Here is a 22,886-nt window from a genome sequence, read left to right on the forward strand (position 1 = left end):
CGTGGTCTTGCGTGGAAGACGGCTAGAATACGTCTTTGCAGCAGGTGACGGCCAATGACCCCCAATTCCTCCGCGCCGCTCGTCGGCATCGTGATGGGTTCCCGGTCCGACTGGGAGACCATGCAACATGCGGCCCAGAAGCTCGACGCGCTGGGCGTGCCCTATGAAGTGAAGGTGGTTTCGGCGCACCGCACGCCGGACGTGCTGTTCACCTATGCCGAACAGGCCGGCCCGCGCGGACTGCGCGCGATCATCGCCGGTGCCGGCGGCGCCGCCCACCTGCCAGGCATGATCGCGGCCAAGACCGCGGTGCCGGTGCTGGGCGTGCCGGTGCAGTCCAAGGCGCTGAACGGCATGGATTCGCTGCTGTCGATCGTGCAGATGCCGGCGGGAATACCGGTGGCGACCTTCGCCATCGGCACTGCCGGTGCCGCGAATGCGGCGCTGTTCGCAGCGGCGATGCTGGCGCCGGCGCACCCTGCCATCGGCCAGGCGCTGGAGGCGTTCCGTACGCGCCAGACCGCCGATGTGATGGCCGCCGACGACCCACGCCAATGACCACGGTCGGCATCCTCGGTGGCGGGCAGCTGGCCCGCATGATGGTATTGGCCGGCGCCCCGCTGGGCCTGCGCTTCGTGGTGTTCGATCCAGCGGCCGATGCCTGCGCGGGGCAGCTGGCGCCACTGCAGGTGGGTGCGTTCGACGATACCGCCGCGCTGGCCGAGTTCGCCGCGCGGGTGGACGTGGTCACCTTCGATTTCGAGAACGTGCCGGCCACCAGCGCACGCTGGCTGGCCGAGCGCAGGCCGGTATTTCCCAACCCGGCCGCGCTGGCCGTGGCGCAGGACCGGCTCAGCGAGAAGACGCTGTTCCAGGAACTGGGCATCCCGCTGCCGCCGTTCGCCGATATCCGCAGCCGCGACGAGCTGGCGGCGAAGGCGGTCGAGTTCGGCATGCCCTGCATCCTCAAGACGCGCCGGCTGGGGTATGACGGCAAGGGCCAGTTCCGCATCCGTGGCGAGGCTGACATCGACGCCGCCTGGCAGGCGCTGGGCGCCCAGGTCGATGCGACCGGCCTGATCCTTGAAGGCTTCGTCGCCTTCGACCGCGAGGTCAGCGTGGTGGCCGTGCGCGGCCGCGATGGCGAGTTCCGTGCCTGGCCGCTGACCGGCAACTGGCATGTCGATGGCGTGCTGTCGGCGAGCCTGGCACCGGCGCCGGCGAGCGTGGCGCAGCACGAGGCCGCCATCGGTTACGCGCGTCGCGTGGCCGAGCGGCTGGACTACGTGGGCGTGTTCGCGCTGGAGCTGTTCTGCCGCGGCGACGAACTGCTGGCCAACGAAATGGCCCCGCGCGTACACAATTCCGGCCACTGGACCAGCGACGGCGCGGAGACCTCGCAGTTCGAGAACCATCTGCGCGCGGTGCTGGGGCTGCCGCTGGGCGATACCCGCGTGCTTGGCTACGCCTGCATGCTCAACTGGCTCGGCCGGATGCCCGATGCGCGTGCGGTGCTGGCCGAGCCCTCCGGCCACTGGCACGACTACGGCAAACAACCGCGCGACGGCCGCAAGGTGGGCCATGCGAACCTGCGCGACGACGATGCCGCGGCATTGGCCGACGCGCTGGAGCGGGTAGGGCTGGCGCTCGCCCGCCAGGCGCAGGTGGAACCGGTGGTGCGCGCACTGCGCGAGCGCTGATCGCGCCAGCCACCTTGTGTCGCCGGCCCGGGACCGGCAATGCCCCGGGATCAGCTGCGTAGCGGCGCGTTCCCGCGCGTGCCTGCACGCCAGGCGTGGCGATCGCTTGAATCGCAGTCGCCACCAGCCGGGCTGCAACGAAGCCCGCCGCAAACCTGGGTGGGGCAGGGCAAACCGCGCAGGCCTTCGCCGATATGCCCGGGCGACATGACGCCGGGCGGTGGCGGCGTGCAGGCCGCGCGCCGATCGCGCTGGCGCTGATGCCGCGTCGCGATGGCTGCATCCCCACATTTCGACCCGGCGCCCGGGACGCCGTGCCGGGTGCGGCAGTGTCACTCCATGCCGGCGTGGTGCGGGTGCCGGGGGCGGTGGATGCCCGCGGCTGGGCCCGCGGCAAGGGTCATGGCGGCTGGGCAGCGCGGCGGTGCCGTGCGTGTGCCGGGCGGGAGGGTTCCAGGCCCAGGCCTGCCGCCCGGGTCCGCGTCCTCAGCGCAGCCGGGCGCCGACGAAATCCCAGTTCACCAGTTTCCAGAACGCCTGCAGGTAGCGCCCGCGGTCGTCCTGGAAGTCGGCGTAATAGGCGTGTTCCCACAGGTCGCAGGCCAGCAGCGGCGTGCTGTCGCCGGTCAGTGGCGTGTTGGCGTTGCGGGTGGTGACGATGGCCAGGCGGCCATCCGGGTGCTGCACCAGCCACGCCCAGCCCGAGCCGGACAGGGCCAGTGCGGCCCGGTTGAACTCCTCGCGCAGCTTCTGGGTGTCGCCGAACTGGCGCGCGATGCGGTCGGCCAGCGCGCCGTGCGGCTCGCCGCCGGCCCGTGGGTGCAGGCACTGCCAGTAGAAGGCGTGGTTCCAGGCCTGTGCGGCGGCTTCGAACAGGCTGCCCTGGCTGGCGCGGACGATCTCCTCCAGTGCCAGGTCCGCCAGTTCGGTGCCGGCAATGCGGGCGTTGAGCGCATCGACATCGGCACGCTGGTGGTGGCCGTGGTGCAGGTCCAGTGTCGCCGCCGTGAGGTGCGGCTGCAGGGCGTCGCGGGGATAGGGCAGGTCGGGCAGTTCGACGGGCATGGTCCGTTTCTTTTCGGTCTGGGGCGCCGGGAGCCGGCTGGCTCGGCTTACAATCGGCAGCCACGGAGGAAGAGTCTATCCGACCGGACGGACCGTTCCTTCGCAGCAGCTGGGAGATTGCAATGGCGGTGATGGAGCAAATCCAGGCGGAGGTGGAACAGCATCCCCTCGTCCTGTTCATGAAGGGGACGCCGCAGTATCCGATGTGCGGGTTCTCCGCCCGGGCCGTGCAGGCGCTGCTGGCGGCGGGCGCGGTCAACCTGCGTACCGTCAACGTGCTCGAGCTGCCTGAAGTGCGGGCCAACCTGCCGCGCTATTCCAACTGGCCGACGTTCCCGCAGTTCTTCATGCACGGCGAACTGATCGGCGGCTGCGACATCATCCTGGAACTGCTGGAGTCGGGCGAACTCAAGCGCATCGTCGCCGAAGCGGGGCAGGCATGAGCGCGCAATCGATCGACGCCGGCAACGCGCCGGCCCCGGGTTCCCGCCTGGACGGGCGCGTCGTGCTGGTCGCCGGTGCCGCCGGTGGCCTGGGTGCGGCGGCGTCGCGGGCCTGTGCGGCCGCCGGCGCCACGGTGGTGCTGCTGGGGCGCAAGGTCGCCAAGCTCAACCGGGTCTACGACAGCGCCGCGCAGCTCGGTCCCGAGCCGCTGCTGTATCCGCTGGACATGGAGGGTGCCTCGCCGGATGACTATGCCGAACTGGCCGCGCGGCTGGAGTCGGAAGTCGGCCGGCTCGATGGCCTGCTGCACTGTGCGGCCGACTTCGCCGGGCTCACGCCCTTCGCGCTGGGCGACCCGGCGGCGTTCGCCCGTGCCATCCACGTCAATCTCACCGCCCGCGCCTGGCTCACCCAGGCCTGCCTGCCGCTGCTGCGCCAGCGCGAGGACGCGGCGGTGGTGTTCGCGCTGGACGACCCGCAGCGGGTCGGCCAGGCCTACTGGGGCGGCTATGGCGTGGCCCAGTATGGCTTGCGTGGCCTGCTCGATACCCTGCATCACGAACTGCGCAGCAGTCCGGTGCGGGTCAGCGGGCTGCAGCCGCGGCCGATGCGCACGCCGCTGCGGGCGCGCGCCTTCACCCACGAAACCGACTACGAGCCGGTCGACCCGGCGGTCTGCGCCGATGCCTGCGTGCAGCTGCTGGCCGCCGATGGCGCGGCCTGGCGCGGCAAGGTGCTGGAACTGCGCGGGTGACCATCCTCTCCGCCGCGCTGCTGCTGTTCCTGATCCTGGATCCGCTGGGCAACATCCCGGTCTTCCTCAGCCTGCTCAAGCCGCTGGCGCCCCGTCGCCAGCGCGTGGTCCTGGTACGCGAGCTGCTGATCGCGCTGGGCGTGCTGATGGCTTTCCTGTGGGGCGGCAAGTACGCGCTGGAGCTGATGCACCTGCGCCAGGAGTCGGTATCGATCGCCGGCGGCATCGTGCTGTTCCTGATCGGCATCCGCATGATCTTCCCGCGGCCGGAAGGGTTGATGGGCGCGGTGCCGGACGGCGAGCCGTTCATCGTGCCGATGGCGATCCCGCTGGTGGCCGGTCCGTCGGGCATGGCGGCGGTCATGCTGATGGGCAGCAACGAGCCCGATCGGCTGGGGGAGTGGAGCCTGGCGCTGCTGCTGGCCTGGGGGGGCACGGCGGCGATCCTGATGTCGGCCACGCTGCTCTACAAGCTGCTCGGGGCGAGGGCGCTGACCGCGCTGGAACGCCTGATGGGCATGCTGCTCGTCGCGATTTCCGTGCAAATGTTGCTTGATGGTGTCGCTACCTACCTGGCGTCCATTCCGTAAGTCTTTGATTCGCCAGTACGGCCTTTGCTGCAGTGCAAGATGGCTGTCTTGCTGCGGTCATATTTGATGCTTACCGTGTTAACCTTATCTTAACCGTTGCGCATGTAACCGCCGCGGAAGGTACCCCCAGATTCAAGCCGATCAGGCGCCCGGTGGCCCCGGGGCTGATGGATCGCGTTTTTTCCCAATCGCCAACTCGTATCGAGGCTACCCAGAATGAACCACCCTCGCATCCGGATGTCCAAGCTTGCCCTTGGTCTCGTTGCCGCTCTCGCGGCCGCGCCGGCTTTCGCACAGAGCACCTCCGCCGGCGTCGGCGGCCTGGTCACCAACAACGGCGGTACGCCGGTGGCCGGTGCCGAAGTCACCATCACCCACGTCGAGTCGGGCACGGTCAGCCGCGCCACGACCGATACGTCGGGTCGTTACAACGCGCGCGGCCTGCGCGTGGGTGGTCCGTACACCATCACCGTGACCAAGCCGGGTGAGGGCACCAAGACGGAAGAGGGTGTGTACCTGAGCCTGAACCAGGTCAATACGGTCAATACGGCACTGAGCGGCGATCTCGCCGCGACCACTCTGGAAGCCGTGCAGGTCATGGCGGTTGGCGGTGGTTCTGAGATCTTCAGTTCCAGCAAGATGGGCACTGGCACGAACCTGGCCCGCGAGCAGATCGAGGCGCTGCCCTCGATCAATCGCAACATCCAGGACTTCGTGCGCCTTGACCCGCGCATCAGCCAGAGCGACAAGTCGCGTGGCGAGTTGACCGTTGGCGGCCAGAACCCGCGCTACAACGCCATTCGCATCGATGGCGTGAACACCAGTGATACCTTTGGCCTGGAGTCGAACAACTTCCCGACCAAGCGCCAGCCGGTGTCGATGGATGCGATTGAAGCCATCAACGTCGATATTTCCAATTACGACACCACGATCACCGGCGCCACCGGTGCAGTGATCGATGCGGTGACCAAGTCCGGTACCAACGAATTCCATGGTTCGGTTTACGGCGTCTACCGCGACAAGGACATGGTTGGCGACAATCCGACCAACAATGCTCCGTTCAGCGGTTTCAACAAGGAAAAGACCTACGGTGCAACTTTTGGTGGCCCGCTGGTCAAGGACAAGCTGTTCTTCTTCGTGAACTACGAGAAGTTCGAGCAGGATCGTGCAGGCAGCTCGTTTGGTCCGGTCGGTTCGGGTGCGACCAACGAGGTGAACATCACCGCGGCGCAGATCGCCGAAGTGCAGCAGATCGCCAAGGATAAGTACGGCGTCGACATCGGCAGCTTCAACGCGCCGAGCAGCATCAAGCAGGAAATCGAAGAGTACGCGGCCAAGATCGACTGGAACATCAGCGACAAGCATCGCCTCTCGGCGCGTTTTTCGAAGCTTGAGCAGGTTGATCCGACGCTGGCTGGTTCCAGCAGCACCTCGCTGGGCCTGGACAGCCGCTGGTATGCGGTGAACAAGACCGTGGAGACCTCCGTCGCCCAGCTGTTCAGCGATTGGAGCGACAACTTCTCCACCGAATTCAAGATCGGTCGCCGTACCTATGATTCGTTGAGCTCGGTCAACACCAAGATGCCGCAGATCAGCATCGGTTTCCGCACCAGCGCCACCGACAGCGACGTCGCCGCATCGCCCTACCTGAACTTCGGTGCGGACGAGTTCCGTCACGGCAACCAGATCAACACCACGACCGATACGGCTTACGGTGCCGGTACGTGGTACGTCGGTGACCATACCCTGAAGTTCGGCTTCGACTGGGAAAAGAACGACGTATACAACCTGTACGCCCAGAACATCTGGGGCTCGTACACGTTCTCCAGCATCGAGAACTTCCGCAATGGCCATTACGGCGACTATCGCCTGAACGCGCCGGTGCCGGGTCTGGGCATGGATTCGGTGGCCATGCGTTACAAGCACCGCAATACCGGCTTGTTCGTGCAGGACAGCTGGGCGGTGAATTACAACCTGACCCTGCTGTTCGGCCTTCGTGCGGATATCCCGTCGCTGGATGACGTGCCGATGCACAATGAGCTGGTCCAGAAGGTCTATGGGCTGGACAACCGGTACACGCTGGACAAGACCCTGCTGCAGCCGCGCTTCGGCTTCAACTACACCTTCGACAGCGAGCGTCCGACGCAGCTGCGTGGTGGCCTGGGCCTGTTCCAGGGCGCTGCCGCGAACGTGTGGGTCGGTAACTCCTACCAGAACTCCGGTTTCGGTCTGATTGGTTACAACGCCTTCCCGAATGGTATCGCCGGCCTGACCCCGGCCCAGCGTGAGGAAATCTGGGCAAAGCTGCCGGTTTCGCTGGATGCGGACAATCCCACCACGCCGAATCCGGCCGCGGGTTACCAGATGATGGTCAACCTGATGGACAAGGGGATCGAGCAGCCGTCGGTATGGAAGGCCAACCTTGCGTTCGATACCGAGTTGCCGTGGCACGGCATCGTGGCATCTGCGGAACTGCTGCTGACCAAGGTCAACAATGCGCTGTACTTCCAGCGCCTGGACCTGGGGGCTCCGACCTACACGCAGGGTGTCGACGGTCGTAACCTGTACTGGAAGAACCTGTACGGCAAGGCGTCCGGCACGCGTGCAAACGGTGGCATCGTCAATGGCCAGACCATCGCGCAGATCGCTGACACCATTCCGGGCTACGAGAACGTGACCGGTTGGCACAACGATGGCGTGATCCTGTTGAAGAACACCGACAAGGGCCGCAGCAGCCAGTTCACCGTCAGCCTGAGCAAGCCGCTGGAAGACACTTGGGGCTGGATGGTGGGTTACACCTACACCGATGCGACGGAAGTCAATCCGCTGACCTCCTCGCGCGCCATTTCCAACTGGCAGAACATCGGCGTGTTCGACCCGAACGACGATGTCGCGTCGACGTCGAACTACGAGATCAAGGATCGCGTCACTGCATCGTTGACCTTCCGCAAGGCATTCTTCGGCAACTACAACACCACCATCACCGCGTTCTACGAAGGCCGCTCGGGTACTCCCTACAGCTGGCGCTACCTGAACGACATGAACGGTGATGGCTATACCAATGATCTGCTGTACGTCCCGGCAGGTCTGGGTGATGTGTTGTTCAGTGGCGGCGCAGCGATGGAGACCTCCTTCTTCGATTGGCTGAAGAAGAACCCCGAGCTGCTGAGCTATCAGGGGCGCGTTGCTCCGCGTAACAGCAGCCGCAACCCGTGGGTGAACAACTTCGACGTGCGTATCAGCCAGGAGCTGCCGGGCTTCTTCAAGGGCCACAAGTCGGAGATCTGGCTCGACATCATGAATGTCGGCAATCTGCTGAACAAGGATTGGGGCCACATCGCCTACCAGTCGCCGTATAGCGACATGCGTGCCGTCGAGTTCGTGGGCGTGGACAAGGCTACGGGCAAGTACGTGTACAACTTCGACGAAAGCAAGGTGTACAAGCGTTTCCTGACCGATCCGGAGTCCCGTTGGTCGCTGCAGGTTGGTTTCCGCTACAAGTTCTGAGCGATCCACTGATCGGAACCAAACGGTAAAACGGCCGGGGCAACCCGGCCGTTTTCCTTTTCATGGGGGCAGCGCTACATTCGACCAACTGTGAAGGCGGAACCGAGGATGGAAATGACGACGAAAGAGGCGGTGGCACGGGCGCTGCCGGTGCAGGATGCGCGGATCTACCCGCGCGGTGGTCTGGACGTGTTGTCTCGGGCGGAGGTCGCGCGCCTGCGCGACGCGTCGAGCGGCGGCATGCACGAGTTGCTGCGGCGCTGCGCGCTGGCCGTGCTCACCAGCGGCAGCGCATCGGACGACCCGCGCGCGGCGCGCGACCTCTATCCCGACTTCGACATCCAGGTGGCGCAGCAGGACCGCGGCGTCCGCATCGACCTCACCAATGCGCCGGCGATGGCTTTCGTCGACGGCGAGATCATCCGCGGCATCGCCGAGCTGCTGTTCTCGGTGGTGCGCGACCTGGCGTACATGGCCATCGAGCTGGGGCCGGAGTATGCCTCGGACCTGGAGACATCCGAGGGCATCACCAACGCGGTGTTCGGCGTGCTGCGCAACGCCCGCATCCTGCAGCCGAGCGAGCCGAACCTGGTCGTGTGCTGGGGTGGCCACTCGATTTCCCGCGACGAATACCTGTACACCAAGCAGGTCGGCTATGAGCTGGGGCTGCGTGGTCTGGACATCTGCACCGGCTGCGGCCCGGGTGCGATGAAGGGACCGATGAAGGGCGCGACGATCGCCCACGCCAAGCAGCGCAGGACCAATACCCGTTACATCGGCATCACCGAGCCGGGCATCATCGCCGCCGAGTCGCCGAACCCGATCGTCAACCACCTGGTGATCATGCCGGACATCGAGAAACGCCTTGAGGCGTTCGTGCGCATGGGCCACGGCATCATCGTATTCCCGGGCGGCGTCGGCACCGCCGAGGAAATCCTGTACCTGCTGGGCATCCTGCTGCGCGAGGAGAACAAGGCGCTGCCGTTCCCGCTGATCCTCAGCGGCCCGACCATCGCCGCGCCGTACTTCGAGCAGATCGACCGGTTCATACGCATGACCCTGGGCGAGGAGGCGGCCAGCCGCTACGAGATCATCGTCGGCGACCCGGTGGCGGTGTCGCGGCGCATGACCCAGGGCATCAAGCGGGTGCGCGAGTACCGGCTGGCGCACAAGGATTCGTTCTTCTTCAACTGGTCGGTGGAGATTCCGCACGAGTACCAGCAGCCGTTCGTTCCGACGCATGAGGCAATGGCCGCCCTGGACCTGCATCACGGTCGTCCCGCACCGGAGCTGGCGGCGGACCTGCGGCGTGCGTTCTCGGGCATCGTCGCCGGCAACGTCAAGGAGGACAGCATGCAGCGGATCGAGCGCTTCGGGCCGTTCAGGATCCACGGCGACCCGGACATGATGCAGGCGCTGGATGCGCTGCTGCGGGCCTTCGTCGAACAGCGGCGCATGAAGATTTCGGGTGAGTATCACCCCTGCTACCAGGTCGTGACCTGACCTGACCTGCGGCGCCGACGCGGTGCCGCGTACCCGGTGCCATCCGGGGCGCGGCATCGGGTTCCGGGCGCTGGCGCCGGTACGTCCGCCTGCTCAGGCCGCCGGCATCCTCAGCGAGGCCTGGTAGCGCCCATCGGCTGCCTGCGTGTGGACATCGCCGCCCATCATCTGGACCCGTGCGCGCAACGCCTGCAGGCCGACGCTGTGGCCACGGTGGATGCTGCTGGCCATGGGCGCGGGCAGGTCGTTGCTGACCGTGATCCTGACCCCACCGGCTTCCGGCTGGATGGCGATCTGCAGCCGGCATGGCCCGGGCGAGGGCTCCACGCCATGGTGGATGGCGTTTTCCACCAGCGGCTGGATCGACAGGATCGGTACTGCGACGGCGGGCAGCGTGTCGGGCAAGGTCCATTCCACCTGCATCCGCGCACCGAAGCGCAGTTGCTCGATATCGATATAGCGGCGGGCGAGCTCCACTTCCTCGTGCAGCGGGACCTGCCGCGAATCGGTCAGGGCTGCGCGGAACAGGTCGGCCAGGTCCAGCAGCAACTGCTCGGCCTTCTGCGGCTGCTGATGCACGAGCGCGGCCCCGGTATTGAGCGTATTGAACAGGAAGTGCGGGTGGATGCGCGCCTGCAGGGCATCCAGTTCCGCCTGCTTGGCGCGCAGCGCCAGTTGCCGCACGCGCCAGTGGTTCTGGAACGCGAGCAGTACCAGCAGGCCGGCCACCAGCGCCAATGCCAGCGCGCGCAGCACGAACAGGGTGCCTTCGTGGTCGCCCGGCGCATGGCGGAAGCTCATCAACTTCCAGGATGCCGCGGCCATCAGTAGGGTGGTGACCAGCAACAGGCCCAGGCAGGTCCATGCCAGCGGCTGTGGCTTCAGCCGCCCGAGGAGTGGGCGAAGCAGATGGACCAAAGCCAGCGTGCCCAGGGTCGCCCACTGGATCCCCAGCGATGCCAGTCCGAACAGTACCAGCCGGTCGTCCACCGGCGCCGGAGACAGGGCGAGCAGCGCGGCCAGCGCCTCCCCGGCGAGGACCACCCCGATCAGGGTCGCCGGGCTGAGCAGGATGTCGATCGGGCGATGGGGATGTGACACGGCACCAACCTGGGCGGGGAACCGGGATCATAGCCACCGCGGGCGACCGCTGGCTCCCGGGATCGGCCCGCTCGTCGCAATCGTATGGAAATGGACCGGACGCCGCGGTTACTGTCGGTTTGGAAAATCATGGGGAGTGTCATGTCGCTACGGGATGCTGGAACTCCGCGGCCATCGGCAGGGGCTGGGTTTACCTTGATCGAACTGATGGTGACGGTGGCCGTGCTGGCGATCATCGCCACGATCGCCGTGCCTGCCATGCAGGGGCTGATCGCCGCCAACCGCCTCAGCGCCACATCCACGGAGCTGGTCACCGCCCTGCAGCTGGCGCGCTCGGAGGCCATCCGCCGCAATGCGCCCGTCACGGTCTGCGGCAGCGACAACGGCACGAGTTGTGCCAGCACGACCGACTGGAGCCGCTGGATCGTGACCGGTCGCGACAATGCCGACGGCAGCAGCGAAGTGATCCGCGATTCGGCCGCGTCTGGTGACATGCAGGTCGCCGGGCCGGCCGCCGGCATCCGTTTCCGCCCCACGGGCCTGCTCGATGCGCAGGCCAGCATGACGGTCTGCCTGCCGGTGAGCACCGTGGGTGACAACCAGCGGGTCGTGACCATGCTGGTCGGTGGTGGAGTCACCACCACCAAGAACAATGGAGGTGGGGCATGTCCATGAACGGCGCCGTCCACGGCCCGCGTCGGCCGACGGGGCGGCATTTGGCACGCAACCAGCGGGGCGTCAGCCTGCTGGAAGTCATGATTTCGGTGCTGATTCTCGGTATCGGCCTGCTTGGCATCGCTGCGATGCAGGCGCTGGCACTGCGCGGCGGGCAGGGCTCGCTGGAAAGCAGCCAGGCGGTGATGCAGACGACGTCGATCGCCGAGGCGATGCGCGCCAACCGGCTCAATGCAGGAAATTATGCGATGGCCATGACCTGTAGCGCGGGTTCGGGCGGAAGTCTGGCGCAGAACGATCAGGCAGCCTGGATCAACGCGCTCAAGAGCACGATGGGCGTGGCAGGCGACACCAGTACCTGCGGCCGGATCGAGGCGCTCGGCAACAGCCGCTACCGGATCACGGTTCAGTGGGACGACCAGCGCGCCGGCGGCAGCAGCACCCGCCAGGTGGCAACCGAGGTGCGCATATGAATGGCATGGCTTACCGTGCAGGCCGCCGCCGCTCGGCGGGCTTCAGCCTGATCGAGTTGATGATCGCCCTGGTGCTGGGGTTGATGGTGCTGGGTGCGGCGTTCGTCATGTTCCAGTCCAATCAGAACTCGTTTCGTGCCAACGAAGGGCTGAACCGCATCCAGGAAAGCGCGCGGGTCGCGTTCGAGGTGATGTCGCAGGACATCCGCTCGGCCGGCGGGTCTGCCTGCTCCACGGCCTCGGTCGTGGAAACCACGGGCGCCCAGTCCGATGCGTTCCGTGACAATCCGATCACCGGCAATGCCAGCCAGCTGACCGTGGTTTCCGGGGAAGATGCGGCCTATAAGGTCACCGCATCGACCTCGACCTCCATCACCCTGGATTCGGCGCAGGTTTCCGATGCCACGGACAAATTCGAGGTGGGCGACTGGCTGCTGCTGTGCAATGCGCGCAAGAGTTTCGTGGTGCAGGCCACCAGCGTAAGCAGCAGTACCGTCGGGTTCGCCGCGCTGCCGGGCGGTTACAACCCCGGCGCCGACCAGCACGCACCGCCATCCTCCGTGGTGGTGGGGCGGTTGCGCAGCGCGCGCTGGTATGTCGCCGCCAATGGTCGTGGTGGCAACTCGCTCTATGTCTCGCGCTTCGGCGGCGCGGGCGAGGAAGTCACCGACGGTGTCCAGTCGATCGCCTTCTCCTATCTGCAGCAGGGAGGCGCTAGCTATACGGCTACCCCCGCCGACTGGTCATCGGTCATCAGCGTGCGTGCCACCATGGTGCTCACCGGGCGGGATGTGGATGGCAAGGCATTGACCCGCAATTCGTCCAATATCTTCAGCCTCCGGAGTCGTACGCTATGAGCCTTTCCGTCGGCACCGGCGGCCCCACTCTGGCGGCAAGCCGCGCGCAGCGGGGCATCACCTTGCTGGTGGTGTTGATATTGCTGCTGATACTGTCGGTCCTGGGCATCGCGATACTCCGCAGTTCGGCCATGCAGGAGCGCATGAGCGCCAACATGCGTGACCGCAGCCTGGCCTTCCAGGGAGCCGAAACCGCCCTGCGTTACGCGCAGGATGTGGTATTGGCCGGGAATTCGGCCTGGGAAGCGGGAACGATCCCGGCAGCCGCCGATTGCACCAGCACAAGTGTCTGTCCGACCGGGGCGGCTGCGGTCTGGGCGAGCCTGCCTGCAGGCACCTACGACACGCGTTTGGGGGCGGCGCCCCAGTATTGGATCGAGTACCTGGGCGTCGGGCCGGGCTACAAGGGCAACTGCGACAGCCTGCCGCCTTCGCCGGACTGCGAGAGCCCGCTTTTCCGCATCACCGCGCGCAGCCGTTCCGTCGGGCGGGCGGATGTCGTGCTGCAGGCCAACGTGGCCAGTCGTACCCCATCACCGGGACAATGATCATGAAGCGCAAGCATTCCAAGCACGGGACATCCCAGCCGACCGGGCGCCAGTGGTGGGCCGGCCCTGCCGCGTTCCTGGCCAGCATGTTGGCCTTGCCGGTCAACGCAGGCATCGTGATCCCCGACGATCCATTGACCACGGCGGCGCGCGTAGCCCCCAACATCCTGTTCATCCTGGATGACTCGGGATCGATGGCCTGGCGCAACATGAACAACCAGGACGTCACCGAAATCACCGGCCCCGGCTCGTTCAGCAGCCGGCCCGATGCCAACGGCGTGTCCTCGGGTACCGGCGTCACCACGGAAACCCTGGACAACTCCAGGCTGTACATGCAGAGCTATGCGACCAATACGCTGTACTACAACCCGGCGGTGACCTACAAGCCGTGGATGGATGCCGATGGCAATCGCCTCACGGGTGGCATGGACTTTACCCGGGTGTACAGCAGTGATCTGGTGGTGACGCACTCCGGTGCCGGAACCAACGGCGGCTCGAAGGATCTGTCGGCGAACATCCAGACGTTCTACGTGCCCAAGAACACCGCCAATACCGCTGCTTCCTATCTTTCCAACGTATCCAATTACTACCGCTACCAGATCATACCGGGCAGCGGGGACATCCTGCGCGGCGTCTACGGCACGGTGGTGACCACCGCCAAGCAGACGGTGCAGGTGGGTGGCAGCAATACGGCCACCGGTACTCTTTCCAACAATACGGCCGTCGACAACCGGCTGGCCTCGGTATCTGCCGGCGCAGTGCTCGAGATCACCATCGACAACACCAGCTCCAACAATTCCCGGACCCTCAATTACTGGGTTTACGACCCTTCCGGAAATGTCGTCTGCTCCGGCGTTTCGTCGCGCAACAGTTCCGGGTTCTGCCAGGTGCCCGAGACGGCCGCTGGCCAATACACGGTCAGGGTGCAGCGCAACACCAACAACAGCACCGGCTACCAGATTTCCGCACAGCGCTACACCACCAACAGCTGTGATGGACAGGGCAGTGGTTATGGCTGGATCGACTGTGCCGCGGCGCTGCCTGCATCGCGTACGGGCTCGGCCAATACGGTGGCGGACGAGAAGGCCAATTTCGCTACCTGGTACTCCTACCACCGCACCCGCACCAAGGCGGCCAAGGCAGGTGCCGCCGAGGCGTTCAGTCCGTTGAACAGCAAGGTGCGCGTCGGGTTCCGCACCATCTGGGGCCGCAATACGTTCGACATCCCGGTCCGCGACGGCAACGACGGGCGCTTCGTCAACAACGTGGCCGACCCCACGGTGGCTGGCAGCACCAGCACCACGTCGCGTTCGACCTGGTACAACCGGTTGTTCGCCGCCGGGGCCAGTAATGGCACGCCACTGCAGCAGGCGCTGGACGATGCCGGCACCTACTTCAGCCGCTCCGATTCGAACGGTCCGTATGGCCCCGAATCAGGCAGTGACCAGCTTTCCTGCCGGCAGAACTTCTCGATCCTGACCACCGACGGCTACTGGAACACCTCGACGGTCGACAGTGGCAACGCCGATGGCACCAATGGCAGCACCATCAAGGGCCCCAAGAACAAGACCTATACGTATACGGCGGCGGCCCCCTACAGCGACAGCTATTCCAGGACGCTGGCCGACGTGGCGATGAAGTACTGGAAGACGGACCTGCGTACCGAAGACTACATGGGGAACACGTCCAGGCCGGACAACAACAATGTGCCGGCGACGGACGCCGATCCCGCGTTCTGGCAGCACATGGTCACGTTTGGCATCTCGATCGGCCTGAAGACCACCATGGGCTGGTCGAGCGTCGACAGCGTGCCGGCCAATCCGGCCTGGCCCGACCCGGACACCTCCAATCCCGGCACGGACAACGCGCGGCGCATCGACGACCTGCTGCATGCCGCGGTCAATGGGCATGGCCAGTTCGTGTCCGCATCCAGTCCGTCCGAGTTCACCGCCGGGCTGGGCAAGGCGCTCGCGGCGATCGCGCAGCGCACCGGGTCGTTCTCCAACGTCGCCACCAACTCCGCATCGCTCAATGCCGGCTCCAAGGTGTTCAGTGCCAGCTACGTCTCCGGTACCTGGACCGGTACGGTGAAGGGTCAGACGGTGACCCGTGATGGCGTGGGTAGTGGCTGGACGTCCAGCATTCCGCCACTGGCGACCCGCAAGGTGTTCACCTACGGTGGAACCTTCCCCACGACGAGCCAGCAGGCGGCGCTGACGCGCGTCGGCGGGCCGGCGGACTACGCGGTGACGGGGGCGGACAACGCGGCGTACATCAAGGGCGACAGCAGCAATGAAGAGCGCAATGGCGGTCTGCTGCGCAACCGGCCCAGCACCGTGCTGGGGGACATTGTCGGCTCTTCCCCCTTCTATGTGAGGGAGACGGACACCCTGTACGTGGGCGCCAATGACGGCATGCTGCATGCCTTCAACGGCACCAGCGGCCAGGAGCTGTTCGCCTACGTGCCCAACATCATCAATTTCACCCAGCTTGCCACGCTGAGCCGGGGCGACTATTCGCACAAGTTCTTCGTCGATGGCCCGGTGGTCGTGACCAACCGCGCGTTGACGCCCAACAAGAACATTCTGGTGGGCAGCCTGGGCAGGGGCGGCAAGGGCCTGTATGCGTTGAACGTGACCGCACCGGCGTCCGCCACCGCGAGTGGTGTTTCCCTGTGGGAGCGTTCGGAAACCACCGATGGCAACATGGGTCAGGTGCTGGGCCGGCCCATCCTGGCCAATGTGCAGGGAACCACCAATGCCGCCGTCGTTTTCGGCAACGGCGTCAACAGCAGTCACGACCGGGCCGTGCTCGTGGTGCTGAATGCCGTGACCGGTGCCGTCATCCGCGAGATCGATACCGGTGCGGGTTCGTCCTCGGCACCCAACGGTCTTTCCGCGCCGACCGGTATCTACGGTCCTGACGGCAAGACCCTGGCCTATGTGTATGCCGGGGACATGCTCGGCAACGTGTGGAAGTTCGACCTGACCAATACCTCGGCGGCTGCATGGACCGCCACCCGGCTTTTCACTGCGCAGGACGCAACCGGTAAGGCGCAGCCGATCAGTGCGGGCGTCACCGTGGCAACCCATCCGTGGACCAACAAGCGTTGGGTATTCTTCGGTACCGGCCGCTACCTCACGACGGAAGATGCCGATTCCAGCAACGTCAACGTGCAGAGCATGTACGGGTTCATGGACACGGGGGCGACGATCAGCCGTTCAGATCTGACCCAGCGCACCGTCCAGGTGACGTCGGGCACCTCGAGCGGGTACCCGGTGCGGGCCTTCCAGGGGAAGGCCAGCCTGCCTGCCGGATCCAAGGGCTGGTACATCGACCTGCCCGAGGCGGGCGAGCGGATCGTGCAGGACGCCCAGGTGGTATCCAGCTTCCTGCTCACCGCCAGCATGATACCGACCGGCAATGCCTGTGATGCGGATGGCCGCGGTTACATCAATGCGCTGGATGCGTTTACCGGGACCAGTGCGGGCAGCTCCTATTTCGACCTGGACAAGAACTCCTCGACCAACGACACGATCAACAATCTGCCGGTCGGCTCGGTGGACGCGGGCGTGGGCATGCCTACGTTGCCAAACCTGATGCGCGGCGTCATGTTGGTCGCGGGCAGCAACGGCGAAATCGTGGCCGTGCCGACGATTCCACCCCGCTGGGAGCGGGTTTCCTGGCGCGATCTGAAGGGAGATTGAGAAAATGAAGAGTGGGCGAGGCGCTCGGGAATCTGGCTTCAGCCTGATCGAGCTGATGGTGGTGGTGGCGGTACTGGCGATTCTCGCCAGCATCGCATTGCCCAGCTACAACGAACACATGCGCAAGGCGCGCCGGGCAGCGGGTGCGGCATGTGCGGCGGCGGTGGCGCAAAGACTGGAGCGCGTGTACACGACCGACCTGAGTTATGCGGCGGCGCCGAACATCGCCACGTTGACCGCTTCATGCGACAGTGATGCGCTGCTTTATTACACCTTCAGCAGGAATGTCGGTGCGCGTACTTACACGGTCTCCGCCGCGCCCAAGGGCAAGCAGTCGGGTGATTCGTGCGGAACGTTGAGCATCAACCAGTTGGGCGTGAAATCCCCGAGCAGCCCTGGCTGCTGGTAATCCGGCGGAGTGGTGCGCGGGGGGGCGTGGGCCGACAGGGGAGGTCGGCCAGGCAAATAAAAAAGCCTGCGATCGCTCGCAGGCTTTTTATCTGGCGCCCGAAGTTGGACTCGAACCAACGACCCCCTGATTAACAGTCAAGTGCTCTAACCGGCTGAGCTATTCGGGCGGGGACGCGCATTCTACGCAGCGACGCCGGGGCGTGCAAGCCCCGCCGACGCGTCGCGGGCGCGGGCGCGGGCGTTCAACGCGGGCATGCAGTCGGCGTCCTGGGGCGGGCAGTGCGCGCGCGGCCCGCGTTGTTGACGATCACCCGTGCCAACAGACGCCCCTTGGTGTTGCACAGCGAGATGGTCAGGTTGCTGCCGGCGCTGCGGCCATCGGGCAGGTAGCGGACCTGTCGTCGTCCGGCGGAACTGACAACCCGGATGTGGCGCGATGCCGGGGGTATGTCCTGCCGCACGATGTCGTCCGGTGTGTCGGGGCGGCGGTTGCCATCGCGGTCGAGGAACAGCAGCCAGCCATTGCTCCAGTCGCTCGAACGCGTGCAGGTGGTGCCATCCGTGGAAGGGCAGAGCGCGGCGATGCCGCGCCTGCTGACCGCGGTGAGGCGGGCCAGGGCGAGGTTGTTGAGCAGCGCATAGGTCGCGGCCCGGGTGCGTTGCCGTTCGATCAGTCCCTCCATGGATGGCAGGGCGACGATGGCAAGGGTCACCAGGATGAACGCGCCCACCAGGATTTCCACCAGGCTCATGCCGCGCGGATGCGGCGAGGGAGGAGGGGATGCTAGGGGTGTCCAGGCCATGCAGGGCTTTCCCGCGGAACGGCGCGCAGCGCGACTGCAGGCAGACTGGGCCGATACGTTGGCGACGGGAATCGGCCGCAGGGTGCAGGCGGGCATGGGAAATGTCCTCAGCCGGCCGTCATCCGTGCGATGGCTATACTTGCCGGTCCATACCGCCGGCGCCGCCATGTCCGACCGTTTCCAGCTCGTATCGCCCTATTCGCCGGCAGGCGACCAGCCGGCCGCGATCGCCAAACTCGTCGCCAACTTCGAGGCCGGCATCGCCAAGCAGACCCTGCTGGGCGTGACCGGATCGGGCAAGACCTACACCATCGCCAACGTGGTGCAGCAGGTCCAGCGGCCGACCCTGGTGATGGCGCCGAACAAGACGCTGGCGGCGCAGCTGTATGGCGAGTTCAAGTCGTTCTTCCCGCACAACGCGGTCGAGTACTTCGTCAGCTACTACGATTACTACCAGCCCGAGGCCTACGTGCCAGCCTCGGATACCTTCATCGAGAAGGACAGCTCGATCAACGAGCATATCGAGCAGATGCGGCTCGCCGCGACCAAGACCCTGCTGTCACGGCCCGATGCCCTGGTGGTGGCGACGGTCTCGGCGATCTATGGCCTCGGCGCGCCCGAGGACTACCTGTCGCTGCGGCTGATCCTGTCCAAGGGCGAGCGCATCGACCAGCGCGACCTGATCAAGCACCTGACCCAGTTGCAGTACACCCGCAACGAGTACGAACTGCAGCGCGGCACCTTCCGCGTGCGCGGCGAGGTCATCGACGTGTTTCCCGCCGAGTCGGACAGCGAGGCGGTGCGCATCGAGCTGTTCGATGGCGAAGTCGAGCAGCTGGGCATGTTCGACCCGCTCACCGGCGAGAGCCTGCGCAGGATGCAGCGTTACACGATCTACCCCAAGACCCACTACGCCACCACCCGCGAACGGGTGCTGGCGGCGATCGAGACGATCAAGGCCGAGCTCAAGGAGCGGCTGGAGCAGCTGTACGCGCAGAACAAGCTGGTCGAGGCGCAGCGCCTGGCCCAGCGTACCCAGTTCGACCTGGAGATGATGGCCGAGGTCGGCTACTGCAGTGGCATCGAGAATTACTCGCGGCACCTGACCGGCAAGGCCGCCGGCGAGCCGCCGCCGACCCTGTTCGACTACCTGCCGCCGGACGCGTTGCTGGTGATCGACGAGTCACACGTGACCATCCCGCAGATCGGCGCGATGTACAAGGGCGACCGCTCGCGCAAGGAAACCCTGGTTGAGTTCGGCTTCCGCCTGCCATCGGCGCTGGACAACCGCCCGCTGCGTTTCGAGGAGTGGGAGGCGCGTTCGCCGCGCAGCATCTACGTATCGGCCACCCCCGGACCCTATGAGCTGCGCGAGTCGGGCGACGAGATCACCGAGCTGGTGGTGCGCCCGACCGGCCTGGTCGACCCGCAGGTCGAGATCCGGCCGGTGGCCACCCAGGTCGACGACCTGATGTCCGAGTGCCACGCGCGCATCAGCATGGGCGACCGCGTGCTGGTCACCACCCTGACCAAGCGCATGGCCGAGAACCTCACCGAGTACCTCGGCGAGCATGGCATCCGCGTGCGCTACCTGCATTCGGACGTGGATACGGTCGAGCGCGTGGAGATCATCCGCGACCTGCGCCTGGGCAAGTTCGACGTGCTGGTCGGCATCAACCTGCTGCGCGAAGGCCTGGACATGCCGGAAGTCTCGCTGGTGGCGATCCTGGATGCGGACAAGGAAGGCTTCCTGCGTTCGACCGGCTCGCTGATCCAGACCATCGGCCGCGCCGCCCGCAACCTGCGCGGCAAGGCGATCCTCTATGCCGACAGGATCACCCGCTCGATGCAGGCGGCCATCGACGAGACCGACCGCCGTCGCCAGAAGCAGGTGGAGCACAACGAGGCGCACGGCATCGTGCCCAAGTCGGTGGCGCGGCCGATCATCGACATCCTCGAGGGCGCGCATGAAGAGGGATCGGCCAAGTCCGGCGCCAAGGGCAAGGGGCGGCGGGTGGCAGAGCCCGAGGCCGACTATCTGTCGCTGGAGCCGGCCAGGCTGGCGGCCCGCATCAAGGAGCTGGAACAGCGGATGTACCAGCATGCGCGCGACCTGGAGTTCGAGGACGCGGCGCGGGTGCGCGACCAGATCCGCCGCATGAAGGAAGCAAGCCTGGGATGAGTCGCGCGCCTTGCCGGTGCCTTGCCCGCGGGTGGGGCGGGGCGCATGGAGGGCGATGTGAAAATTTTTCCGGAAACCTGTTGCTCTTGCCGAACCGCTGGCATAAGATACGCGCCCTCGCAGCAAGCAATTTGTTGCGGCGAAAAGGGCGGTTAGCTCAGCGGTAGAGCACTACCTTGACATGGTAGGGGTCACAGGTTCGAACCCTGTACCGCCCACCACTCCGGTGAGGAGTGGATCAATGGCCCGGCAGATGCCGGGTTTTTTGTGGCCGTCGATCCGGGCCGGGCGACCCGCCGGAATGTGTCGCCCAGGCCTGCTTTCCCCTGGTTTCCCGTGGCCCGCCGCGCTGGCGCGCGGCGCGGTTGCCGGCCGGACAGAGGGACGCCGGCACACGCGCGATGGAGGCGGAATGGCCGCGATTGGTTTACCATCGTGCCCGACCTCCTTCCGGAAAAGGTGGCCCGCGGAAACGCCGGCCGAGCGTGCGACATGAGCACTACCCACTCCTGACGCCAGATTCCGCCACGGCCCTGCAGCAGGCGCCTTCGTGGCGCTTTTTTATTGCCCCGATTCTCCGCAGGCGCATTCCCGCATCGCGTGCCCCGCGATCCGCCGCGACCGGCGGGCCATCCCCCAGGTGAAGCCATGATCAACATCACTCTCCCCGACGGCAGCGTCCGTCAGTTCGAAAACCCGGTCAGCGTCATGGACGTGGCCCAGTCCATCGGCGCCGGCCTGGCCAAGGCCACCATCGCCGGCGCGGTCGACGGCGTGCTGGTCGATGCCAGCGACGTCATCGACCACGACGCCGCGCTGCGCATCATCACCGCCAAGGACGAGGAGGGCGTGGAGATCATCCGCCACTCCTGCGCCCACCTGGTCGGCCATGCGGTCAAGCAGCTGTACCCGGACGTGAAGATGGTGATCGGCCCGGTCATCGCCGAGGGCTTCTACTACGACATCTACTCCGAGCGCCCGTTCACGCCCGATGACATGGCTGCGATCGAGAAGCGCATGGGCGAGCTCATCGCGCAGGACTACGACGTCATCAAGAAGATGACGCCGCGCGCCGAGGTGGTCGAGATCTTCAGGGCCCGCGGCGAGGACTACAAGCTGCGCCTGATCGAGGACATGTCCGCCGACATCCAGGCCATGGGCATGTACTACCACCAGGAATACGTGGACATGTGCCGTGGCCCGCACGTGCCGAACACGCGTTTCCTCAAGGCCTTCAAGCTGACCCGTATTTCCGGCGCCTATTGGCGCGGCGACGCCAAGAACGAGCAGCTGCAGCGCATCTACGGCACCGCATGGGCCGACAAGAAGCAGCTCGAGGCCTACATCAAGCGCATCGAGGAAGCCGAGATGCGCGACCACCGCCGCATCGGCAAGCAGCAGGAGCTGTTCCACCTGCAGGAAGAGGCGCCGGGCCTGGTGTTCTGGCACCCGAAGGGCTGGGCGCTGTGGCAGGTGGTCGAGCAGTACGTGCGCCGCGTCTATCGCAGCAGCGGCTATGGCGAGGTGCGCTGCCCGCAGATCCTGGACGTGAGCCTGTGGAAGAAGTCCGGCCACTGGGACAACTACCAGGACAACATGTTCTTCACCGAGTCGGAGAAGCGCACCTACGCGGTCAAGCCGATGAACTGCCCGGGCCACATCCAGGTGTTCAACCAGGGCCTGCACAGCTACCGCGACCTGCCGATCCGCTACGGCGAGTTCGGCGCCTGCCACCGCAACGAGCCGTCCGGTGCGCTGCACGGCATCCTGCGCGTGCGCGGCTTCACCCAGGACGACGGCCACGTGTTCTGCACCGAGGAGCAGGTGGAGTCCGAGGTCCGCGCGTTCCACGCCCAGGCGCTGAAGGTCTATGCCGATTTCGGCTTCGAGGACATCCAGATCAAGATCGCGCTGCGCCCGGAATCGCGCCTGGGTGACGACGCCACCTGGGACAAGGCCGAAGACGCCCTGCGTTCTGCGCTGTCCAGCTGTGGCGTGGAATGGCAGGAACTGCCCGGCGAGGGTGCCTTCTACGGCCCGAAGATCGAGTATCACCTGAAGGACGCCATCGGCCGGACCTGGCAGCTGGGCACCATGCAGGTGGACTTCATGATGCCGGGCCGGCTCGGTGCCGAGTACGTCGACGAAAACAGCCAGAAACGGCACCCGGTGATGCTGCACCGGGCCATCGTGGGCTCGATGGAGCGCTTCATCGGCATCCTCATCGAGCACCATGCCGGCGCGTTCCCGACCTGGCTGGCGCCGGTGCAGGTGGTGGTGGCCAATATCACCGACGCCCAGGCTGAATACGTTCAGCAGGTTCGCAAAACCCTTGCGGAGCAAGGGTTCCGGGTCACCGCCGATTTGCGGAACGAGAAGATCGGCTATAAGATTCGCGAGCATACGCTGCAGCGTGTGCCGTATCTGCTGGTCATCGGCGACCGCGAGAAGGAGAACGGCGCGGTGGCGGTACGCACCCGTTCGGGCGAGGATCTGGGCAGCATGTCGCTCCAGGCCTTCATCGAACGCCTGCAGGCGGAACACAGGCAGTAAGCATCCAGCCCCG

General features: G+C 65.9%; 18 protein-coding genes and 2 tRNA genes. 16 read left to right on the plus strand and 4 right to left on the minus strand.

The genetic code is table 11. The annotated features are described in order from the left end of the window. The first annotated feature begins 54 nt into the window (after positions 1-54). Positions 55-558, plus strand: a complete 504-nt coding sequence (purE, locus tag QQA12_RS06280) for a 5-(carboxyamino)imidazole ribonucleotide mutase (RefSeq protein WP_054664635.1) — start codon at positions 55-57, stop codon at positions 556-558. Then, on the plus strand, positions 555-1,700 hold the full coding sequence (locus QQA12_RS06285) for a 5-(carboxyamino)imidazole ribonucleotide synthase (RefSeq protein WP_226050016.1): 1,146 nt from the start codon (positions 555-557) through the stop codon (positions 1,698-1,700). The genes purE and QQA12_RS06285 overlap by 4 nt, the downstream gene beginning before the upstream one ends. A gap of 486 nt (positions 1,701-2,186) precedes the next feature. Here QQA12_RS06285 and QQA12_RS06290 read toward each other — a convergent pair whose 3' ends face one another. Next, positions 2,187-2,765, minus strand: coding sequence for a superoxide dismutase (locus QQA12_RS06290; RefSeq protein WP_056932283.1), 579 nt, complete (start codon positions 2,763-2,765; stop codon positions 2,187-2,189). Between the two features lie 122 nt (positions 2,766-2,887). Between QQA12_RS06290 and grxD the strand changes: the two genes are divergently transcribed. The 5 genes from grxD to ppnN all read left to right on the plus strand — a co-directional run bounded on the left by grxD (position 2,888) and on the right by ppnN (position 9,563). Beyond that, positions 2,888-3,208, plus strand: coding sequence for a Grx4 family monothiol glutaredoxin (grxD, locus tag QQA12_RS06295; protein WP_054664643.1), 321 nt, complete (start codon positions 2,888-2,890; stop codon positions 3,206-3,208). Then, positions 3,205-3,963 carry an SDR family NAD(P)-dependent oxidoreductase gene (locus QQA12_RS06300; RefSeq protein ID WP_226050015.1) on the plus strand — a complete coding sequence of 253 codons (759 nt, stop codon included), beginning with the start codon at positions 3,205-3,207 and terminating at the stop codon, positions 3,961-3,963. Before grxD ends, QQA12_RS06300 begins: the two co-directional genes overlap by 4 nt. Continuing rightward, positions 3,960-4,553 carry a YhgN family NAAT transporter gene (locus QQA12_RS06305; RefSeq protein WP_226050014.1) on the plus strand — a complete coding sequence of 198 codons (594 nt, stop codon included), beginning with the start codon at positions 3,960-3,962 and terminating at the stop codon, positions 4,551-4,553. The genes QQA12_RS06300 and QQA12_RS06305 overlap by 4 nt, the downstream gene beginning before the upstream one ends. Before the next feature lie 216 nt (positions 4,554-4,769). Beyond that, on the plus strand, positions 4,770-8,060 hold the full coding sequence (locus tag QQA12_RS06310; protein WP_233324821.1) for a carboxypeptidase regulatory-like domain-containing protein: 3,291 nt from the start codon (positions 4,770-4,772) through the stop codon (positions 8,058-8,060). A 114-nt stretch (positions 8,061-8,174) separates the two neighbouring features. Further along, complete coding sequence (ppnN, locus tag QQA12_RS06315) at positions 8,175-9,563, plus strand: nucleotide 5'-monophosphate nucleosidase PpnN (protein WP_054664654.1); 1,389 nt, start codon at positions 8,175-8,177, stop codon at positions 9,561-9,563. Between the two features lie 93 nt (positions 9,564-9,656). On the opposite strand, the gene QQA12_RS06320 is transcribed toward ppnN, so the two are convergent. After that, on the minus strand, positions 9,657-10,664 hold the full coding sequence (locus QQA12_RS06320; RefSeq protein ID WP_226050012.1) for a histidine kinase: 1,008 nt from the start codon (positions 10,662-10,664) through the stop codon (positions 9,657-9,659). Positions 10,665-10,859: 195 nt separating this feature from the next. On the opposite strand from QQA12_RS06320, the gene QQA12_RS06325 reads away from it, so the two are divergent. From QQA12_RS06325 to QQA12_RS06350, 6 genes are read left to right on the plus strand one after another with little or no spacing between them, the layout of a single operon-like run. Next, positions 10,860-11,339 (plus strand): GspH/FimT family pseudopilin, encoded by a 480-nt coding sequence (locus QQA12_RS06325; protein ID WP_233324822.1) that lies wholly within the window; start codon positions 10,860-10,862, stop codon positions 11,337-11,339. Continuing rightward, complete coding sequence (locus QQA12_RS06330) at positions 11,330-11,812, plus strand: prepilin-type N-terminal cleavage/methylation domain-containing protein (RefSeq protein WP_225546696.1); 483 nt, start codon at positions 11,330-11,332, stop codon at positions 11,810-11,812. The genes QQA12_RS06325 and QQA12_RS06330 overlap by 10 nt, the downstream gene beginning before the upstream one ends. A 5-nt stretch (positions 11,813-11,817) precedes the next feature. Further along, entirely contained in the window at positions 11,818-12,669 is an 852-nt protein-coding gene (locus tag QQA12_RS06335) for a prepilin-type N-terminal cleavage/methylation domain-containing protein (protein ID WP_056932287.1), read from the plus strand. Next, positions 12,666-13,217: a PilX N-terminal domain-containing pilus assembly protein gene (locus QQA12_RS06340; RefSeq protein ID WP_226050010.1), complete on the plus strand. Its 552-nt coding sequence runs from the start codon at positions 12,666-12,668 to the stop codon at positions 13,215-13,217. The genes QQA12_RS06335 and QQA12_RS06340 overlap by 4 nt, the downstream gene beginning before the upstream one ends. Positions 13,218-13,219: 2 nt before the next feature. Further along, entirely contained in the window at positions 13,220-16,924 is a 3,705-nt protein-coding gene (locus tag QQA12_RS06345) for a PilC/PilY family type IV pilus protein (RefSeq protein ID WP_226050009.1), read from the plus strand. A gap of 4 nt (positions 16,925-16,928) precedes the next feature. Further along, on the plus strand, positions 16,929-17,333 hold the full coding sequence (locus tag QQA12_RS06350) for a type IV pilin protein (protein WP_289211199.1): 405 nt from the start codon (positions 16,929-16,931) through the stop codon (positions 17,331-17,333). A gap of 92 nt (positions 17,334-17,425) precedes the next feature. On the opposite strand, the gene QQA12_RS06355 is transcribed toward QQA12_RS06350, so the two are convergent. Together QQA12_RS06355 and QQA12_RS06360 are read right to left on the minus strand one after the other, a co-directional pair. After that, positions 17,426-17,502: transfer RNA gene (locus QQA12_RS06355), tRNA-Asn, on the minus strand. Between the two features lie 75 nt (positions 17,503-17,577). Further along, positions 17,578-18,087: a GspH/FimT family pseudopilin gene (locus tag QQA12_RS06360; protein WP_233324823.1), complete on the minus strand. Its 510-nt coding sequence runs from the start codon at positions 18,085-18,087 to the stop codon at positions 17,578-17,580. A 217-nt stretch (positions 18,088-18,304) separates the two neighbouring features. On the opposite strand from QQA12_RS06360, the gene uvrB reads away from it, so the two are divergent. The 3 genes from uvrB (at position 18,305) to thrS (ending at position 22,873) form a co-directional block, all read left to right on the plus strand. Beyond that, positions 18,305-20,320: an excinuclease ABC subunit UvrB gene (gene uvrB, locus QQA12_RS06365; RefSeq protein ID WP_054668639.1), complete on the plus strand. Its 2,016-nt coding sequence runs from the start codon at positions 18,305-18,307 to the stop codon at positions 20,318-20,320. 146 nt (positions 20,321-20,466) lie between these two features. Then, positions 20,467-20,541 (plus strand) — tRNA-Val (locus QQA12_RS06370). 427 nt (positions 20,542-20,968) lie between these two features. Continuing rightward, entirely contained in the window at positions 20,969-22,873 is a 1,905-nt protein-coding gene (gene thrS / locus QQA12_RS06375) for a threonine--tRNA ligase (protein WP_226050007.1), read from the plus strand. Positions 22,874-22,886 lie beyond the last annotated feature (13 nt).

This window comes from Stenotrophomonas sp. 17(2023) (assembly GCF_030345315.1).
Taxonomy (GTDB): Bacteria; Pseudomonadota; Gammaproteobacteria; order Xanthomonadales; family Xanthomonadaceae; genus Stenotrophomonas; species Stenotrophomonas acidaminiphila.

Coding starts and splice junctions, on each gene's coding strand:
- purE (WP_054664635.1), top strand. CDS start 55: ATGACCCCCAATTCCTCCGCGCCGCTCGTCGGCATCGTGATGGGTTCC.
- QQA12_RS06285 (WP_226050016.1), top strand. CDS start 555: ATGACCACGGTCGGCATCCTCGGTGGCGGGCAGCTGGCCCGCATGATG.
- QQA12_RS06290 (WP_056932283.1), bottom strand. CDS start 2,765: ATGCCCGTCGAACTGCCCGACCTGCCCTATCCCCGCGACGCCCTGCAG.
- grxD (WP_054664643.1), top strand. CDS start 2,888: ATGGCGGTGATGGAGCAAATCCAGGCGGAGGTGGAACAGCATCCCCTC.
- QQA12_RS06300 (WP_226050015.1), top strand. CDS start 3,205: ATGAGCGCGCAATCGATCGACGCCGGCAACGCGCCGGCCCCGGGTTCC.
- QQA12_RS06310 (WP_233324821.1), top strand. CDS start 4,770: ATGAACCACCCTCGCATCCGGATGTCCAAGCTTGCCCTTGGTCTCGTT.
- ppnN (WP_054664654.1), top strand. CDS start 8,175: ATGACGACGAAAGAGGCGGTGGCACGGGCGCTGCCGGTGCAGGATGCG.
- QQA12_RS06330 (WP_225546696.1), top strand. CDS start 11,330: ATGTCCATGAACGGCGCCGTCCACGGCCCGCGTCGGCCGACGGGGCGG.
- QQA12_RS06335 (WP_056932287.1), top strand. CDS start 11,818: ATGGCTTACCGTGCAGGCCGCCGCCGCTCGGCGGGCTTCAGCCTGATC.
- QQA12_RS06340 (WP_226050010.1), top strand. CDS start 12,666: ATGAGCCTTTCCGTCGGCACCGGCGGCCCCACTCTGGCGGCAAGCCGC.
- QQA12_RS06345 (WP_226050009.1), top strand. CDS start 13,220: ATGAAGCGCAAGCATTCCAAGCACGGGACATCCCAGCCGACCGGGCGC.
- QQA12_RS06350 (WP_289211199.1), top strand. CDS start 16,929: ATGAAGAGTGGGCGAGGCGCTCGGGAATCTGGCTTCAGCCTGATCGAG.
- QQA12_RS06360 (WP_233324823.1), bottom strand. CDS start 18,087: ATGAGCCTGGTGGAAATCCTGGTGGGCGCGTTCATCCTGGTGACCCTT.
- uvrB (WP_054668639.1), top strand. CDS start 18,305: ATGTCCGACCGTTTCCAGCTCGTATCGCCCTATTCGCCGGCAGGCGAC.
- thrS (WP_226050007.1), top strand. CDS start 20,969: ATGATCAACATCACTCTCCCCGACGGCAGCGTCCGTCAGTTCGAAAAC.